Origin of the sequence: Asanoa ferruginea (assembly GCF_003387075.1) — a bacterium.
In the GTDB taxonomy this organism is placed as follows: Bacteria; Actinomycetota; Actinomycetes; order Mycobacteriales; family Micromonosporaceae; genus Asanoa; species Asanoa ferruginea.
Window position 1 is genome coordinate 4435248 of the sequence record NZ_QUMQ01000001.1, and the last position, 15903, is coordinate 4451150.

15 protein-coding genes and 2 pseudogenes are annotated in these 15903 nt (G+C 71.1%); 9 read left to right on the forward strand and 8 right to left on the reverse strand.

The window, feature by feature from the left end; translation table 11 throughout:
• Together DFJ67_RS20880 and DFJ67_RS20885 are read left to right on the forward strand one after the other, a co-directional pair.
• Complete coding sequence (locus DFJ67_RS20880; protein ID WP_116069534.1) at nucleotides 1-486, forward strand: cupin domain-containing protein; 486 nt, start codon at nucleotides 1-3, stop codon at nucleotides 484-486.
• Between the two features lie 25 nt (nucleotides 487-511).
• The gene (locus tag DFJ67_RS20885; RefSeq protein WP_116069535.1) at nucleotides 512-1705 is read left to right on the forward strand and encodes a threonine synthase; all 1194 of its coding nucleotides are present in this window, start codon (nucleotides 512-514) and stop codon (nucleotides 1703-1705) included.
• On the opposite strand, the gene DFJ67_RS20890 is transcribed toward DFJ67_RS20885, so the two are convergent.
• Nucleotides 1698-2618 (reverse strand): GlxA family transcriptional regulator, encoded by a 921-nt coding sequence (locus tag DFJ67_RS20890; protein WP_116069536.1) that lies wholly within the window; start codon nucleotides 2616-2618, stop codon nucleotides 1698-1700. The genes DFJ67_RS20885 and DFJ67_RS20890 overlap by 8 nt on opposite strands.
• A 10-nt stretch (nucleotides 2619-2628) precedes the next feature.
• Nucleotides 2629-3225 carry an isochorismatase family protein gene (locus DFJ67_RS20895; RefSeq protein ID WP_116069537.1) on the reverse strand — a complete coding sequence of 199 codons (597 nt, stop codon included), beginning with the start codon at nucleotides 3223-3225 and terminating at the stop codon, nucleotides 2629-2631.
• Nucleotides 3226-3362: 137 nt separating this feature from the next.
• Between DFJ67_RS20895 and DFJ67_RS20900 the strand changes: the two genes are divergently transcribed.
• From DFJ67_RS20900 to DFJ67_RS20910, 3 genes are read left to right on the forward strand one after another with little or no spacing between them, the layout of a single operon-like run.
• On the forward strand, nucleotides 3363-5021 hold the full coding sequence (locus tag DFJ67_RS20900) for an NAD(P)/FAD-dependent oxidoreductase (protein WP_116069538.1): 1659 nt from the start codon (nucleotides 3363-3365) through the stop codon (nucleotides 5019-5021).
• Nucleotides 5018-6484 (forward strand): ATP-binding protein, encoded by a 1467-nt coding sequence (locus tag DFJ67_RS20905; RefSeq protein ID WP_116069539.1) that lies wholly within the window; start codon nucleotides 5018-5020, stop codon nucleotides 6482-6484. Before DFJ67_RS20900 ends, DFJ67_RS20905 begins: the two co-directional genes overlap by 4 nt.
• Nucleotides 6481-7161 (forward strand): HAD family hydrolase, encoded by a 681-nt coding sequence (locus DFJ67_RS20910; protein ID WP_170215922.1) that lies wholly within the window; start codon nucleotides 6481-6483, stop codon nucleotides 7159-7161. The genes DFJ67_RS20905 and DFJ67_RS20910 overlap by 4 nt, the downstream gene beginning before the upstream one ends.
• 10 nt (nucleotides 7162-7171) lie before the next feature.
• Here DFJ67_RS20910 and srmL read toward each other — a convergent pair whose 3' ends face one another.
• From srmL to DFJ67_RS20935, 6 genes and pseudogenes are all read right to left on the reverse strand, one after another.
• Nucleotides 7172-8266, reverse strand: coding sequence for a PheS-related mystery ligase SrmL (gene srmL / locus DFJ67_RS20915; protein WP_116069541.1), 1095 nt, complete (start codon nucleotides 8264-8266; stop codon nucleotides 7172-7174).
• A 184-nt stretch (nucleotides 8267-8450) separates the two neighbouring features.
• Nucleotides 8451-8660 (reverse strand): annotated as a pseudogene (locus DFJ67_RS44875) (Clp protease N-terminal domain-containing protein); the annotation flags it as partial.
• 171 nt (nucleotides 8661-8831) lie between these two features.
• Nucleotides 8832-9059 (reverse strand): annotated as a pseudogene (locus DFJ67_RS44880) (Clp protease N-terminal domain-containing protein); the annotation flags it as partial.
• Nucleotides 9059-9295 (reverse strand): helix-turn-helix domain-containing protein, encoded by a 237-nt coding sequence (locus DFJ67_RS20925; protein ID WP_089248094.1) that lies wholly within the window; start codon nucleotides 9293-9295, stop codon nucleotides 9059-9061. The pseudogene DFJ67_RS44880 and the gene DFJ67_RS20925, both read right to left, overlap by 1 nt.
• Before the next feature lie 32 nt (nucleotides 9296-9327).
• Complete coding sequence (locus DFJ67_RS20930) at nucleotides 9328-10134, reverse strand: ArsR/SmtB family transcription factor (protein ID WP_116069543.1); 807 nt, start codon at nucleotides 10132-10134, stop codon at nucleotides 9328-9330.
• A gap of 206 nt (nucleotides 10135-10340) precedes the next feature.
• Nucleotides 10341-11237: a DUF1295 domain-containing protein gene (locus tag DFJ67_RS20935; RefSeq protein WP_239097375.1), complete on the reverse strand. Its 897-nt coding sequence runs from the start codon at nucleotides 11235-11237 to the stop codon at nucleotides 10341-10343.
• A 178-nt stretch (nucleotides 11238-11415) separates the two neighbouring features.
• On the opposite strand from DFJ67_RS20935, the gene DFJ67_RS20940 reads away from it, so the two are divergent.
• From DFJ67_RS20940 to DFJ67_RS20955, 4 genes are read left to right on the forward strand one after another with little or no spacing between them, the layout of a single operon-like run.
• Nucleotides 11416-12399 carry a diacylglycerol/lipid kinase family protein gene (locus DFJ67_RS20940; protein WP_275407679.1) on the forward strand — a complete coding sequence of 328 codons (984 nt, stop codon included), beginning with the start codon at nucleotides 11416-11418 and terminating at the stop codon, nucleotides 12397-12399.
• A gap of 22 nt (nucleotides 12400-12421) precedes the next feature.
• Nucleotides 12422-13414, forward strand: coding sequence for a YihY/virulence factor BrkB family protein (locus tag DFJ67_RS20945; RefSeq protein ID WP_116069544.1), 993 nt, complete (start codon nucleotides 12422-12424; stop codon nucleotides 13412-13414).
• A gap of 10 nt (nucleotides 13415-13424) precedes the next feature.
• The gene (locus DFJ67_RS20950; protein ID WP_116069545.1) at nucleotides 13425-15101 is read left to right on the forward strand and encodes a phosphatase PAP2 family protein; all 1677 of its coding nucleotides are present in this window, start codon (nucleotides 13425-13427) and stop codon (nucleotides 15099-15101) included.
• Complete coding sequence (locus tag DFJ67_RS20955; RefSeq protein WP_116076484.1) at nucleotides 15037-15843, forward strand: endonuclease/exonuclease/phosphatase family protein; 807 nt, start codon at nucleotides 15037-15039, stop codon at nucleotides 15841-15843. Before DFJ67_RS20950 ends, DFJ67_RS20955 begins: the two co-directional genes overlap by 65 nt.
• Nucleotides 15844-15903 lie beyond the last annotated feature (60 nt).

The following is a 15903-nucleotide window of genomic DNA, read 5'->3' on the forward strand; positions in this document are numbered from 1 at the left end:
GTGTCCTATCCGGACCCGAGCTACTTCGGTGACAGCGGCGAGGTGAGCGGAACGTTCCGGCCGGCCGGCGCCGAGCCCGACCTGCGCTTCGCGACCGGTGGCGGCGCCAGCTACCTGGCCACCGGCGCCTCGACCGACGGCCGCTTCGGCCTCTATCGCTGGGACATGGCAACCGCCCCGACCGGGCCGGGCCCGCATTTCCACCGCACGATGTCGGAGTCGTTCTTCGTGCTCTCCGGCACGGTGCGGCTCTACGACGGCGCGGGCTGGCGGAGCGCGACAGCGGGCGACTTCCTCTATGTCCCACCCGGTGGCATCCACGGCTTCCGCAACGAGTCCGGCGAGCCCGCGTCGATGCTCATCCTGTTCGCGCCCGGCGCGCCGCGGGAGGCCTATTTCGAAGGGATTCGCGACGTCCCGTCGATGTCCGAGGAGGAGAAGGCCGCGTTCTACCTGCGGCACGACAACATCTGGGTCGACGGCTGAAATCGCGGGGTGATCAGATAAGCGGATGTTCCTCGACCACCTCGCCTGCCCCCGGTGCGGTCGCCGGCACGACGCCGACACGCTGACCAACCTCTGCGACTGCGGTTCGCCGCTGCTCGCCCGCTACGACCTCGACGCCGTCCGGGCCGCGGTGACGCCCGCCGCGATCGCGGGCCGGGGCGCCGACCTGTGGCGCTACCGCGAGCTGCTGCCGGTCCGCGACGACACCCACCGGGTGACGCTGGGTGAGGGCTGGACGCCGCTGTGGCCGGCCGCGCGGTTCGGGGCGACGATCGGCCTCGACCGGCTGCTGATCAAGGACGAGGGCCTGGTGCCGACCGGCTCGTTCAAGGCCCGGGGCGCGGCCGTCGGCGTCTCCCGGGCCCGCGAGCTGGGCGCCCGGCACGTCGCGATGCCGACCAACGGCAACGCGGGCGCGGCCTGGGCCACCTACGCGGCCCGCGGCGGCCTCCGCTCGACGATCGCGATGCCGCTGGGCGCGCCGCTGATCACCCGCAACGAGGTGGTCGCCGCCGGCGGCGAGCTGATCCTGATCGACGGGCTGATCAACGACGCCGGGCGGCGGATCGCCGAGCTGCTCGCGGCCGCCGGCGGCGCCATCTTCGACGCCGGCACCCTGCGCGAGCCCTACCGGCTCGAGGGCAAGAAGACGATGGGGTACGAGATCTGCGAGCAGCTCGGCTGGCGCGTCCCCGACGTGATCATCTATCCGACCGGCGGCGGGGTCGGCCTGATCGGCATCCACAAGGCCCTCGAGGAGCTGCGCGAGCTGGGCTGGATCGGCGACAAGCTGCCGCGGCTGGTGGCGGTGCAGTCGACCGGCTGCGCGCCGATCGTGCGGGCGTTCGCGGCAGGCGCCCGCCGGGCCGAGCCGTGGGTCGACGCCCGCACGGTCGCGTTCGGGATCACGGTGCCGACTCCGCTCGGCGACGAACTGATCCTCGACGCGCTCGCCGCGACCGGCGGCACCGCGGTCGCGGTCGACGACAGCGAGATCCTGGCCGACGTGCGGGCGTTCGCCGAGAACGAGGGTCTGCTGCTCTGCCCGGAGGGCGCCGCCTGCCTGAGCGCCGCCCGCCGGCTGCGGGACAGCGGCTGGCTCTCCGCCGGCGACGAGGTGGTCGTGCTCAACACCGGTGCCGGGATCAAATACCCGGAGACGGTGACCGTGGCCGGCGCGGAATCCGGCGTCAGCTGAGAGCGGGCTGGTCGCGGGCGCGTAGCCGGCGGAGCATCCGGGGGTCGTCGAAGCCGACCGCCCGGGCGGCGGCGTGCACGGTGCTGCCGTGCCCGATCAGGTGCTCGGCGCGCTCGAGCCGCAGCGCCTGCTGATAGCCGAGCGGGGTGAGCCCGGTGGCCCGGCTGAACTGCCGGGTCAGCGTGCGCTCGCTGACCCCGCCGGCGTCCGCCAGGTCGGCCAGTGGCAGGCGCTGGGCGTACCGCTGATCAATCAGGTCCTGGATCTTGTGCACCGCGTCGCTGAGGTGGCCGCGGTGCCGCAGCATCGCGCTGCTCTGGTGTTCGTCGCCGTTGCGGCGGGCGTAGACGACCATCTCGCGGGCGATCCGCGCGGCCGCCGCCGGCCCGTGCCGGACGGCGATCAGGTGCAGCGCGAGATCGATGCCGCTGGCGATGCCGGCCGAGGTGACCACCCGGCCGTCGACGACATAGAGCACGTCGCGCACCACCGTCGCCCGCCGGTAGCGCCGCGCGAGCTCGTCTTGCAGGTCGTGGTGGGTGGTGCAGCGGCGGCCGTCGAGCAACCCGGCCCGGCCCAGCACGTCGGCGCCGGAACACACGCTGGCGACGGTGCCGCCGGCCCGGTGGTGCGCGGCGACCCAGTCGAGGGTCCGCGTGGCCAGGCGGCCGGTGCCGCGCAGGGTCGGCGATCGCCACCCGGGCACCATCAGCAGGTCGGTCGATGCGAGCGCGGGCAGGTCGGTCTCGGCGTGGACGCGCAGGCCCTGCGCGGTCGGCACGTCCGGCTGCTCGGAGACATAGGTCAGCGAGTAGCCGTGGCCGAAGTCGGCCGCGGTAGAGAACACCTGCGCGGGCCCGGCCAGGTCGAGCAGATGCAGGCCGGGCACGAGCAGGAAACCAACGGTGGTCACGATCCGGTCATCATGCCACGAGCGCGGCGCCGACCACCTCGGCCGACGTGCGGACGGTGGCGAACCGGCCGTCGAGGACCCGTTCGGTGCGCGCCACGATGTCGGCGTTCTGCAGCGTGCGGGGGTCGGCCAGGATCGCGTCGACCCCGGCGTCGGCGGCGTCCCGGTGCGGGATCGGGAAGGTGAGCGTCGCGTCGGTGACGAACGTGACGGCGTACCCCAGATCGCCGCCGACCCGTGCGGTGGTCTCCACGCACTGCTCGGTGCGGATGCCGGAGACGGTCAGGTCGAAGATCCGCCGCTCGGTGAGGAACTGGCCGGCGTTGGTGGTGGTGAAGACGTTGTGCGAGGTCTTGACCAGGGTGGGCTCGCCGGCGACGGGCTGGTTGATCCCGTCGAGCAGCCGGACGTGCCCGTTGGCGGGGTCGAAGACTCCGCCGGTGCCGGGCTCGCTGTGCAGGACCCAGATCACCGTGCCGCCGGTCGCGCGGAAGTGGTCGACCAGCCGGTTGACGTTGGCGACGAAGTCGGGGTTGGATCCGGCCCGCCAGATCTCGCGTTGCCGGAAGGACTCCTGTGCGTCGATGACGAAGAGTGCGCGGTTCATGTTTCGATCGTCGCCGCCGCGCGGGCCGTCGCGGAAGGCCGGATCGGGTCCGCGGGCGGACGGATCCGGTCATTCCCGGGGTGGCGTGGTAGACAGGAGGGGGCGATGCGCACTCGGTGAGTGCTTTCATTGGGGGCATGGCTAATCCGGCGATCCTCACCGTTGACGACGACCTTGCTGTCTCCCGGGCCGTCGCCCGTGACGTGCGCCGTCAATATGGCGACCGTTACCGGGTCGTGCGGGCCAACTCCGGCGCCGAGGCGCTCGAGGCGCTCAAAGAGCTCAAGCTGCGCGGCGAGCAGGTGGCGATCCTGCTCGCCGACTTCCGCATGCCACACATGAACGGCATCGAGTTTCTCGAGTCGGCGATGGATCTCTACCCGCGGGCGCGGCGGGTGCTGCTCACCGCCTACGCCGACACCGACGCTGCCATCGACGCGATAAACCGGGTCGACCTCGACCACTACCTGCTCAAGCCGTGGAACCCGCCGGAGGAGAAGCTCTACCCGGTGCTCGACTCGCTGCTCGAGGCCTGGGCCTCGTCGCCCGAGGCGGCGGCGGCCGTGACCCGGGTGGTCGGCCACCGCTGGTCGGCGCCGTCGTTCAAGGTGCGCGACTTCCTGGCCCGCAACCTGGTGGCCTACCGCTGGTACCTGTCCGACGAGCCGGAGGGCGCCCGGTTGCTCTCGGCGGCCGGGCTGACCGAGGTCGACGTGCCGCTGGTGATCACGTCCGAGGGCAAGTCGCTGGTCCAGCCGTCGGAGACCGACCTGGCCACCCACGTCGGGCTGTCCACGACGCCGGCCAAGGACTTCTACGACCTGGTGGTCGTCGGTGCCGGCCCGGCCGGGCTCGGCGCGGCGGTCTACGGCGCCTCCGAGGGGCTGCGCACCCTGCTGGTCGAGCGCCACGCCACCGGCGGGCAGGCCGGCCAGAGCAGCCGGATCGAAAACTATCTGGGCTTTCCCGACGGCGTCTCCGGCTCCCAGCTCGCCGAGCGGGCCCGCCGCCAGGCGGTGCGGTTCGGCGCCGAGCTGCTGACCACCCGCGAGGCCACCGAGCTCGACGTCCGCGGCACCACCCGGGTGCTCCGGTTCGGCGACGGCAGCCAGGTGGCGTCGCACGCGGTCGTGCTGGCCACCGGCGTCTCCTACCGCATGCTGGAGGCACCCGGCCTGTCCGACTTCCGCGGCCGCGGCGTCTTCTACGGTTCGGCGGCCACCGAGGCACCGAGCTGTTCGGGGCAAGAGGTCTACATCGTGGGCGGGGCCAACTCGGCCGGGCAGGCCGCGGTCTACTTCTCGCGCTACGCCAAGAAGGTGCACATCCTGATCCGCGGCGACGGGCTCGACCGCACCATGTCCCGCTACCTGATCGACCAGATCGAGGGGCACGACAACATCGACGTGCACTCGTTCACCGAGGTCTGCCAGGCCAGCGGCGACGAGCACCTGGAGCAGCTCGTGCTCAAGGACACCCGCACCGGCGAGACCCGTCCCGCCGACACCTCCTGGCTGTTCATCTTCATCGGCGCCGAGCCACGCACCGACTGGCTCGACGGCGTGATCACCCGTGACAACCACGGCTTCGTGATCACCGGTCCCGACCTCATCGCGAGCGGCAACCGCCCGGTCGGCTGGGACCTGCCGCGCGACCCCTACCACCTCGAGTGCAGCGTTCCCGGCGTGTTCGCCGCCGGTGACGTCCGCGCCGACTCGGTGAAACGGGTCGCCTCGGCGGTCGGTGAGGGCGCGATGGCCATCTCCTTGGTGCACCGTTATCTGGAGGCGCAATGAGCACCGAACTCGCCGGCCACGCCGAGGGCGACCGGCTTTCCCCCGCGGAGCTGCGCAAGCTGTTCCTGTTCGAGAAGCTCGACGCCGAGCAGCTCGACTTCCTGGCCAGCCACGGCGCGGTCGAGACCCATTCCGGCGGCACCTACATCTACCGCGAGGGTGAGCCGGCGACGTGCTTCTACGTGCTGCTCAGCGGCACGGTCGCGCTCAGCCGCACGGTCCGCGGCGACGAGGTGGAGACCACCCGCACCGACCAGGTGGGTGCCTACGCCGGTGCCACCCAGGCCTACATCGAGCGGATCCCGCAGATCTACCTCAACAGCATGCTCGCCGTCTCCGATGTGGAGCTCTACCAGCTCCCCGCCGACCAGATGGCCGAGGCGCTGCGTGACTGGTTCCCGATGGCCATGCACCTGCTCGAGGGCCTGTTCTTCGGCATGCGGTCGATGCAGACCGCGGTCAGCGAGCGCGAGCGGCTGCTGGCGCTCGGTTCGCTGTCGGCCGGCCTGACCCACGAGCTCAACAACCCGGCCGCCGCCGCCGTCCGCGCGACCTCCGTCCTGCGCACCCGGTTCACCGGCATGCGAAACAAGCTCGCGCTGATCGCCGACGGCCGGGTCGACGGCACCCGGCTGCACGCGCTGGTCGGGCTCCAGGACGAGGCGATCAAGCGTGCGGCCAGCGCGCCCGAACTGACTCCGATGGAGACCAGCGACGCCGAGGACAAGCTCGGCGAGTGGCTCGAAGACCAGGACATCGCTGGTGCGTGGGACATCGCGCCGACGCTGGTCTCCGGTGCCATAGACAGCGAGTGGCTCCAGAAGGTGCGCGACGAGATCGGCCCGGAAAACTTCGAGCCGGCGCTGCGGTGGCTGACCTACACGCTAGACACCGAGCAGTTGATGACCGAGATCGACGACGCGGTCACCCGCATCTCGTCGCTGGTGGCGGCGGCCAAGCAATACTCGCAACTCGACCGCGCCCCGCACCAGACGGTCAACGTGCACGAGTTGCTGCACGCGACGCTGGTGATGCTGCACGCCAAGTTCCCCAAGGGCATCAAGCTGGTCAAGGACTACGACCGGACGATCCCCGAGATTCCGGCGTACGCCGCTGAGCTCAACCAGGTCTGGACCAACCTGATCGACAACGCGATCAGCGCGATGGGCGAGACCGGCACGCTGACCGTGCGCACCTCCCGCGACGGCGACAATGTCGTCGTGTCGATCGGCGACACCGGCCCCGGCATCCCCAAAGACGTGCGGCCGCGCATCTTCGACCCGTTCTTCACCACCAAGCCGGTGGGCGAGGGCACCGGGCTCGGCCTCGACATCTCCTACCGGATCGTGGTCAACAAGCACCACGGCGACATCCGGGTCGACAGCAAGCCGGGTGAGACCTGGTTCCACGTCGTCCTGCCGACGGACGGCAAGGAGCCCGACCAGCCCGGCGACGCCGGGTGAGCCACCTCCTCTTCGACTTCTTCGGCACCCTGGTCGACTACGACGACGGTCACGCACAGTCACCGTCGTCGTCGGCCGCGCTCGCCGGCACCTTGCTCGGCGAGCCGCTGACGGTGGCCGAGTTCACCGCGCGCTGGGACGTGGAATGGATGTCCTGGGAAGAGCGCTGCGCGCCCAACCATCGAGAGTTCTCCATGCTCGACGTGGCGGGTTCGTTCCTGCCCGGGGTGCCGCAGTCGTCGGTCGAGGCGTTCATCGGGGTCTACATCGCTGAGTGGAACGCTGGGGTGCGTTACCTGCCGGGGATCCGCGATCTGCTCGGGTCGCTGGCCCAGACACACCGCCTGGCGGTCGTGTCCAACACGCACGAGCCCGACCTGGTGCCCGCCCACCTGGCGGCGATGGGCGTGGCCGACCTGGTCGACACGGTCGTGACCTCGGTCGAGGTGGGCGTCCGCAAGCCGGCGCCGACGATCTACGCGGAGGCGCTGTCCCGGCTGGGGATCAGGGCCGATGCCGCGGTGTTCGTCGGCGACAACCCGACGGCCGACTACTTCGGGCCGCGGGCGGTCGGCATGCGCGCCTACCTGGTCGACCCGGCGGCACGGCACTCGACCGTGCCGCCGGCGGATCGGCTCTCCTCCGTTTTCGATTTGCCGGCCGCACTGCTCAACTAGGACCGGGGTTCTAGCGGGCCGTCCACTCGTGGGCGGTGCCTTCGTGCAGGGCGGCGTAGACGCGGTCGCGGATCACGTTGGCCTCCATCGTGGACAGTGTGCGGTCGAGGTCGCGCAGCACCAGGCGGAGCAGCACGTTCTTCTGGCCCGGCCGCAGACCCATCCGGCGGCGGGCTGACTCCGGCAGCTCGTCGTGGCCGGTCTCGCTGCGCACCTCGATCTCCTCGATCGCGGTGGCGTCGTCGCCGAGCACCGCACGGACCCGGTCGCCGAGCTGTTCGGCGTCCTGATCGTCGGCCACGGCCAGGGACAGGTCGCGGCTGGTGGCCGGCATCGCCGAGACCGGGCGATATTTCGTCAGGTCGCCCATCTGGTCGGCGATCCGCGGGTCGCTGGCCCGCAGCAGGCGGATGTCGTCGATGTCCTTGACCAGCATGGTGATCCGGTCGAGGCCGAGGCCCATCGCCAGGCCGGTCACGGTGTCCGGCAGCCCGCTGCCGCGGAGCACATCGGGGTGGGCCAGGCCGCACTCGCCGATCTCGACACCGTCGACGTAGATCTCGCGGCCCTCCAGCGTGTAGGGGTGGAGGCTCTCCGGGGTCTCGATGCGGCGTCCCGGTAGCACGGCGGCCACGACGGTCCGGATCATCGCGTCGAGGTCGTCGCTGGTCAGGCGGTCGCCGTTGCTGATCCGCCAGAGGTCGTGCTGATGCGGTTCGCCGACGTGCTGCCGGTCGATCGCGTCCCGGCGGTAGCACATGCCGGGCACGCTGAGCAGGATGTCGGGGTCGTCGTCGAGGTTGTCCAGGAGCGCCGGGATCCGGGCGGTGGTGTGCGAGCGCAGCATCCGGTCGGCGTCGACATAGCGACTGTAGCGGCGGTCGCGGGTGACGGCGGCACCGTCGTACCCCAGGCGATCGTAATTGTTCTTGACCGTGACGATGCGTGGCCCGGGGTCGCGGCGGACCGGGACGCCCCAGGCGTCGGCGAGCCCCTGCTCGATCCGGGCGATGACGAGCTGGATGGCGTGCTCGCCGGCGCTGGGGTCGGTGAGATCGCGGCGGGCGAGGGCGGCGTCGAGTTGGGCAGGCGTCAGGTAGCTCATGGCTGGTGTCCTCACGGGCGAAGGGAGATGGAAACGAAGAACCCCCGGCTCGCACCGGGGGTTTCGTGGTCTCCCGCATCCGCGGGGCGCTCTGACGGGAATCAGCGCATGACAGACAACCCACCGGTGACCCGGGGGCAGCTAAATCGCATGTCCTGATGCCTCACGCCCACCATCCTAATGCCTAAGCGGCTGCCGCGCGGATCTCGGCTTCGAGGCGGCGGCGCAGGTCGGCGAGTTCGACGCCCGACTCGGTCAGCACGAGCACACCGAGGCCTTCGCCTTCGCGGATCATGCCCAGGAGCACGTGCTCGGTGCCGATGTATTTCTGCTTGAGCCGCAGGGCCTCGCGCAGCGACAGCTCCAGCACCTTCTTCGCCCGCGGCGAGAACGGGCCGCCCACGATGTAGCGCCGGCGGCGGAGGCCGAACAACCCTCGCGACGGCGGGGCGGTGCGCGGTCGCAACGCGCCTTCGCCGAAGGTGGCTTCGATCTTCTGGCGCACGGCGTCGAGGTCGATGCCGATCTGCCGCAGCGCCTCCGCGTCGGCTTCGTCGAGCACCCGCGGCCCCTTGTCGAGATGCGCCTTGATCCGCGCCCGGATGTCGTCGGCGCTGGCGCCGGCGTCGCGCAGGACCCGCCCGGCGACACCACCCCCGGCGCCTTGCGGGTCGTCGTCGAGCATCGCGAGCAGCAGGTGCTCGGTGCCGACCTTCTCCTGCTGCAACGTCTTGGCCTCGGTCACGGCGCCTTTGACAACTGACCGGGCCCGATCGGTGAACCGCTCGAACATCACGCCTCCTGTGACGGACGCACGACCGGACGCCCGGCGTGCTTCTTGTGGACGGCCTGCCGGCTCACTTCGAGCGCGGCGGCGATGTCCTGCCACGACCACCCCTGCGCCCGCGCGTTGTCGACCTGCACCGTCTCCAGACTTTCCAGAAGCCGGCGCAACGCCAACACCGCACGCAGCCCGACCTTCGGGTCGGTGCTGCTAGCCGCCGCAGCGAGATCCACTGCCTGAGTCATGATGTCAATGTACGTTGACAGCGCCAGCCTTGTCAACTCTGGTTGACGGTCTCCCGCGTCTGGAGGACGTTGCCGGTCTCCAGCAGGGTCTTGAGGTTGGAGAGGATTTCGGGCCAGCCGCCGTTGATGGCGTCGAGCACCGCGCTGCCCGGCGGGAAGCCGTCGTGGATCACGGTGAGCTTGACGGCCGTGCCGGCCGGCTCGATCTCGAAGGTCACCTTGGAGCGCGGCTCGGCGGCGAAGGTGGCCCGGTCCTTTTCGCTGACGCCGGACGCTCTTGCCCAGTCGTCGGTGAACGTGTGCCAGGTGAGCGACAGCCGCCGGTAGGGCTCGGACTCCAGCACGACCTGCTCCGGGTCGGCGATCCGGGCGCCCTCCTGGGTCCAGACGACGGGGGAGCCGGCGGACCAGTCGGTCTCGAAGCCCACACCCCAGTAGCGGTTGGTGAAGGCCGGGTCGGTCAGTGCCTGCCACAGCTTTTCCGGCGTCGTGTTGATGTAGGTGGTGTAGACGAACTCGGGCCTGCTCATCGGGGTCAGCTCCAATGCGGTCTTGAGGTCGGCGAGGGCCTGGACGCGGCCGCGGTCGTAGCGGTTGATCCAGCGGTCGGCGATCGCGTTGACCGGCGCGGCGTTGAGGTAGTGCAGCTTTTCCCGGCCGCGCCGCACCGTCGTGACGAGCTCGGCCTCCGTCAGCACGGCGAGGTGCTTGCTCACCGACTGGCGGGCCATGTCGAGGCCCGCGCACAGCTCGCGCAGGGTCTGCCCGTTGTGCGCGTTGAGCGAGTCGAGCAACTGCCGGCGGGTGGGATCGGCCAACGCCTTGAACACCAGGTCCACGGACTCTCACCTCACATGCAGCCGTTTGGCTGCCTTTTCGATTTCTCGACAATAGGCAGCCTATTGGCTGCATGTCAACGGCGCCTAAAACTGTCGTACGTACGTTCTAATCTGCCTGCATGAATACAGCGATGGCCACCCGGGGTGGCGACGGCGGTCCGTGGGGCGATGGCCCCCAGTGGCGGTGACGTGACGTGACGACGCGGTCAGCGCAGGCGAGGCAGCAAAGCGGGCACCTCGCGCATGTGGTCGGCATAGCCGCTGCGGCGCTCCAGCGAGCGGCGGTCCATCAGCGGGATGCTCGCGGCCTTGAAGAGCACCACCATGGCCACCGGGCCGACCACCGTCCACCACCAGCCAGGCGCGGCGGAGAGGCCAAACAAGAACAGGCCCCACCAGAACGCGATCTCACCGAGATAGTTCGGGTGGCGCGTGCGCCGCCACACCCCGGTCGCAAGGATGCGGCCGCGGTTCACCGCCGCGGCCGCGAAGCGGTGCATCTGCACGTCTGCCACGGCCTCGAGCGCGATCGCCGCGGCGGTCACCACCGTGGCGACGACATCGAGCCAACCGAAGGAGCGTGAGCCGGCGAGGGCGGGCCAGACGGGGAGCAGGCCGAGAAACACCACGAGCGTGGGCATGAGCTGGATGCCGCCCAGGCTGACCAGCCACCACGGCACCCGGCCGCGGGTCGCGCGCAGTTGGTCATAGCGCCAGTCGACGTGGTGCAGGCCTTTCCAGCCATACGCCCAGTTGCCGGTGAGCCGCACGGCCCAGATCACGATCAGCAGCAGCACCAGGGCCTGGCGCGGGCCGTCGCCGGTGTGGGTGGTGACGACCCACCACGCCGCGACCACGGGCGGGGCGACGCTCCAATAGGGGTCATAGAGGCTGGCGTTGTCGACGACCATCGACAGGCCGAACACGACGAGCGTGGCGACGACGTCGGCCACCAACGCGACCAGCAACGGATGCCAGGAAGAAGGTGACAGCGCGACGACGATCCAAGCCGCGCCGAGCGCGAGCAGGTAGGCGCCGAGGACGACGCACATCGACGCGGTGCGCGAGAAGCGCGACGTCCGTGAAACCGCAAGCCCGTCCACGCGACCCCTTCCGCCACCGGATCGAGATCATCGTAGGCGTCGATGGTGATCGCGCACCAGGCACGCGAAATCAGCCGGTCGTGCCCACGCCGCGCCGAAACGATGCCTGAAAGTGGGGATACGCACCCGAACGAGATCCGGGTCGCCGAAATCGTTGCGGTCCTGCACACTTTCCTGCGTGGAGGCGAGCCGGCAGGGGGTGCGCTCGGCTGTTGTGGTCAACCCGGCGAAGCTGGGCGACCTGGCCGAAATGCGCGCCACCGTGGGCCGGGCCCTGGCGAAGGCGGGCTGGCCGGCACCGGCGTGGTACGAGACGACCGTGGAGGATCCCGGCCGAGGTCAGAGCCGGGCCGCGGTCGAGGCCGGCGCCGAGGTGGTGTTCGCCTGCGGCGGTGACGGCACGATCATGTCGTGCGCGTCCGGGCTGGTCGGCACCGACGCGGCGCTGGCGGTGCTGCCCAGCGGCACCGGCAACCTGCTCGCGGCCAACCTCGGGCTGTCCACCGACTTGGCGGCCGGCATCGCGGTCGCGGTCGAGGGCGGCCGCCGCCGGCTCGACCTGGGGCTGGTCAAGGGGCGCGACGAGAAGCGCTACTTCACGGTGATGGCCGGCATGGGCTTCGACGCGCAGATGCTGGGCTCGACCTCCGAGGTGACCAAGGCGCGGATCGGCTGGCTGGCCTACCTGTTCGGCGGCCTCAAGCACCTGCGCGGCCACCCGATGCGCATCTCGGTGCGCATCGACGACCGACCCCCGATCCGGCGCCGGGCGCGCTCAGTGCTGATCGCCAACGTCGGGCGGCTACAGGGCGGCGTGCGCCTGTTCAAGGAGGCCGAGCCCGACGACGGCTGGCTCGACATCGCCATCCTGACGCCGCGCACGGTCGGGCACTGGGCCGCCCTGGGCTGGGCCGTCCTGAGCCGGCGGGGGCGGGTGCCCCGGATGGAGACCTACCGCGGCCACCGCGTGCAGGTCACCAGCAACCGGCCGCAGCCCCGCGAGCTCGACGGCGACGTCATCCCACCCGGCCGGACGCTGCGGATCGAGGTGCAGCCGCGCGCGATCTGGCTCTGCGTGCCGCGGCCCGACGATGCCGACGACCTCGCCTACGACGCCGATGCGGCTGCCAAACGCGGCCGGCGCCTGGTGGGCTCCGAATGACGTCAGCGGCAGGAGCGTGGGGATGAGCTCGACACGGATCGTTCCTGAGACCCGGCTGATGTCGGCCGACCAGCTCACCGCCGACGACGCGTGGCACACGCTGCGCCGGCACGGCGGTTGGCATCTGCTGCGCGACGCGTTCGTGCGGCTCCGCTACGGCGATGGGTTCAGCCACGCCCGGGCGTTCGCCTTTCAGCTCTGCCTTGCCGTGGTCCCGTTCCTGATCGCGCTCACCGGCCTCACCACCGACCTCGGCGTCGAGGCCGGCGGCCGGGTGGTCGCCGACACGGTGATCGCGCTGACCCCGGGTGCCAGCGTCGACGTCGTCCGCGAGTTGCTCACCGACAGCGATCGCACCGAAGACGCCGGTGAGCTGGCGCTGGCGCTCGGCCTGATCACCGGGCTGGTCGCGCTGACCATGGCGATGTCGCAGGTCGAACGCGGAGCCAACCGGATCTACGGTGTCGAGCGCGACCGGCCGGCGCTGCTGAAATACCTGCGCGCCGCGGTGCTCGCGGTCGCCGCCGGCCTGCCGATGCTGCTCGGCTTCCTGATCCTGGTCGCGGGCGGGCCGATCGGCGAGTCGGTGCAGCGCGAATACGGCTGGGGTGGCTGGGTGCACGACGTCTTCGACGTGGTCCGCTGGCCGCTCGGCATCGCGCTGACCGTGTTCGCCATCGCGGTGCTCTACCGGCACGCGCCGCGCCGGCGCCAGCCGAAGCTGTCCTGGCTGCTGTTCGGCGCCGGCATCGCCACCGTGCTCTGGGTGGGTGCCAGCCTGCTGCTCGCCCTCTACGTCAGCCTGGCCGAGAGCTTCAACCAGACCTACGGCGCGCTGACCGGCATCATGGCCCTGCTCATCTGGGCCAACCTGACCGGCGTCGCGTTCTTCTTCGGGCTCGCCTTCACCGCTCAGCTCGAAGGACTCCGCGTCGGTGCGCCCGAGCCGGCCCAGCCCGACCGGTGGAAACCCCTCGAACAACGCGAGGGTGTGCACGAGGCCGCTTCCGGGTAACGAACGCCGCATGACGGTCGGCACGACGAAGGACGACGATGGCGGCGGCAAGCGGCACGACCCCGGCGAGCACGACCGCCGCGAGGCCGGTGACCGCGGGAACCAGCACGACCCCGCGCCGACCGCCGGCGGCGAGCGCGGCGATCGCGCACCCACCGAGCCCGGCGAGCGCGCCGATAGCGCACCCACCGACCGTGCCGACCGCGGCGACCGCGGGCAGACGGCCCTGGCGTCCCGTCCGCTCGAGCACTTCACTGCCCGCAGTCTCGGGGGTCTCGCCGCGGTTGTAGCCGCCGGTATCGCCTTCGGCGTGCTGCTCGCGCTCGTGCGGTTCCGCTTCGGGCCGCTCTACGACCTCGACCACGGGGTCGCCGCCGCGGCCAACCGGTATGTCGCCGACCACGAGGGGCTTCTGGGGATCATCCAGTTCGTCACTGGCATCGGCGGCCCGCTCAAGGTGTGGGTGGTCGTCCTCGCCGTCGCCGTCCTGCTGATCCGGCGGCGGATCCGGTTGGCGGTCTTCCTGGTCGTCTCCGGGCTCGGCGCCCTGGCGCTAGATCCGACGATCAAGCTGCTGGTCGGCCGCCTCCGGCCGGTCGTCGACGTGCCGGTCGCGCACGCGCCCGGCAACAGCTTCCCGAGTGGACACGCGCTCGGGTCGTTCGTGGTCTACGGCGCGCTGCTGCTGGTCTTCCTTCCGGCGGTGCACAAGCGCTGGCGGCCCGTCGCCATCGCCGTCGTCGCCACGCTGGTCGTTCTCATCGGTGTCAGCCGGATCGCCCTCGGCGTGCACTTCGTTTCCGACGTGCTCGCCGGCTGGTTGCTCGGCGCTGCCTGGCTCGGGGTCACCCTCTACGCCTTCCGCCTCTGGCGCCGGGAAGACGGTCGCCGGGCGCCGAAGATCACCGAAGGGCTCGAACCCGAGGCGGCCGACGACCTGCAGCCGGCGCCCGACGAGCGGGCCGTCCTGCACCACCCCTGGGCCGAGACGGCGGAGGTGCTGGTCGGCTGGGTGCTCGTACTCGGAGCGCTCTTCGGATTTGGCATGTATGCCAGTTATCACGCCGACGGCACCTTGCTCGCCACGCTGGACACGGCGGTGCCCCGCTGGTTTGCCGAGCACCGCGACCCGACCCTCGACGGCTGGAGCTGGTGGGCCAGCAAGGCCGGTGACACGCACACGATCCTCGCCGTGTCGCTCGTCTTCTGCACGCTCGTTCTGGCACGCTGGCGGCAATGGCGGCCGATCCTGTTCCTGGCACTGGTGATGGTCGGCGAGTTGACGCTGTTCCTCGCCTCGGCCGCCGCGGTCGACCGGCCCCGCCCCGCCGTTTCGCACCTCGATCAGAACCTGCCGACCTCGTCCTTCCCCAGCGGGCACATCGCCGCCACGCTGTGTCTCTGGACCACGATCTCGATCATTGTGCTGGCCCGCACCGACCGTTGGTGGCGCTGGCTGCCGGTGGTGGCCGCGGTCGTCCTGCCGGTGATCGTCACCAGCGGTCGGTTCTACCGCGGCATGCACCATCCGAGCGACCTGCTCGGCGCGATGTTGCTGACCGGGCTCTGGATCAGCCTGCTCTACATCGTGGTCAAGCCCAATGCCGAGGCGGTGGCCAGCCATGCGGGTGATGACCTACAACATCAAAACCGGGGGGTACGACGGCTCGCGCGGCACCCGTCTTGACGCCATCGCCGAGGTCATCGGGTCCGCACTGCCGGACGTGGTGGCCCTCCAGGAACTCCGGGGTGACTCGGGGCCCTGGCTGGCCGAGCGGCTCGGCATGCGGATGGTCCGCGCCCGCTCCTCCTGGGGCCAGCCGGTCGCGGTCCTGATCGGTCCGGAGTGGACGGTGCTGACCGAAGGCACCGTGGCCCGCCCGTTCCACCACGCCGCCGCCCGGGTCGAGATCGCCACACTCGGCGGCCCGCTCACCGTCATCTCCGCGCACCTGCACCCGCACTGGGGCTGGCGCCGGCTGCACGAGGCGCGCTGGCTGGTGACCGCGGTCGGCAAGGCGCGGCTGGCACTGGTGTTGGGCGACCTCAACACCCTCGACCCGTGGACCGATCACCAGGAACGGCTGCGCGCGCTGCCGCCGGCCTACCGGGTGCGGCACCTGCGCTGGCGCCCCCTCGGCCGCGAGCCCAGCGACCGCGACATCGGCACGGTCGCCCGCGTCGACACCCGGGCGGTCGCCGCGCTCGACGCCGCCGGCCTGGTCGACGTCTTCCGGGCCGTGGGGGAGGGGCCGGCCGAGACCGCGCCGACCGCCCTCGGCGGCGCCGAGTTCTCCGGCATGCGCCTCGACTACCTGTTCGCCACCCCGGGCCTGGCCGCGCACGTGCGTTCCTGCCGGATCATCAAGACGCCGGCGGCCGACCGGGCCAGCGACCACTACCCAGTGGTCGCGGAGATCGACATCTGACCGCAAGCATTGCTCTGCTGCCACATACGCCCCGCCCTGGCGGCGGGGTGGGGCCTATCC

Bases quoted from the DNA above. Each gene is read 5' to 3' on its own strand.
- DFJ67_RS20885 (WP_116069535.1), top strand. From the start codon at position 512: ATGTTCCTCGACCACCTCGCCTGCCCCCGGTGCGGTCGCCGGCACGAC.
- DFJ67_RS20895 (WP_116069537.1), bottom strand. From the start codon at position 3,225: ATGAACCGCGCACTCTTCGTCATCGACGCACAGGAGTCCTTCCGGCAA.
- DFJ67_RS20900 (WP_116069538.1), top strand. From the start codon at position 3,363: ATGGCTAATCCGGCGATCCTCACCGTTGACGACGACCTTGCTGTCTCC.
- DFJ67_RS20905 (WP_116069539.1), top strand. From the start codon at position 5,018: ATGAGCACCGAACTCGCCGGCCACGCCGAGGGCGACCGGCTTTCCCCC.
- srmL (WP_116069541.1), bottom strand. From the start codon at position 8,266: ATGAGCTACCTGACGCCTGCCCAACTCGACGCCGCCCTCGCCCGCCGC.
- DFJ67_RS20925 (WP_089248094.1), bottom strand. From the start codon at position 9,295: ATGACTCAGGCAGTGGATCTCGCTGCGGCGGCTAGCAGCACCGACCCG.
- DFJ67_RS20945 (WP_116069544.1), top strand. From the start codon at position 12,422: ATGAGCTCGACACGGATCGTTCCTGAGACCCGGCTGATGTCGGCCGAC.
- DFJ67_RS20950 (WP_116069545.1), top strand. From the start codon at position 13,425: ATGACGGTCGGCACGACGAAGGACGACGATGGCGGCGGCAAGCGGCAC.
- DFJ67_RS20955 (WP_116076484.1), top strand. From the start codon at position 15,037: ATGCGGGTGATGACCTACAACATCAAAACCGGGGGGTACGACGGCTCG.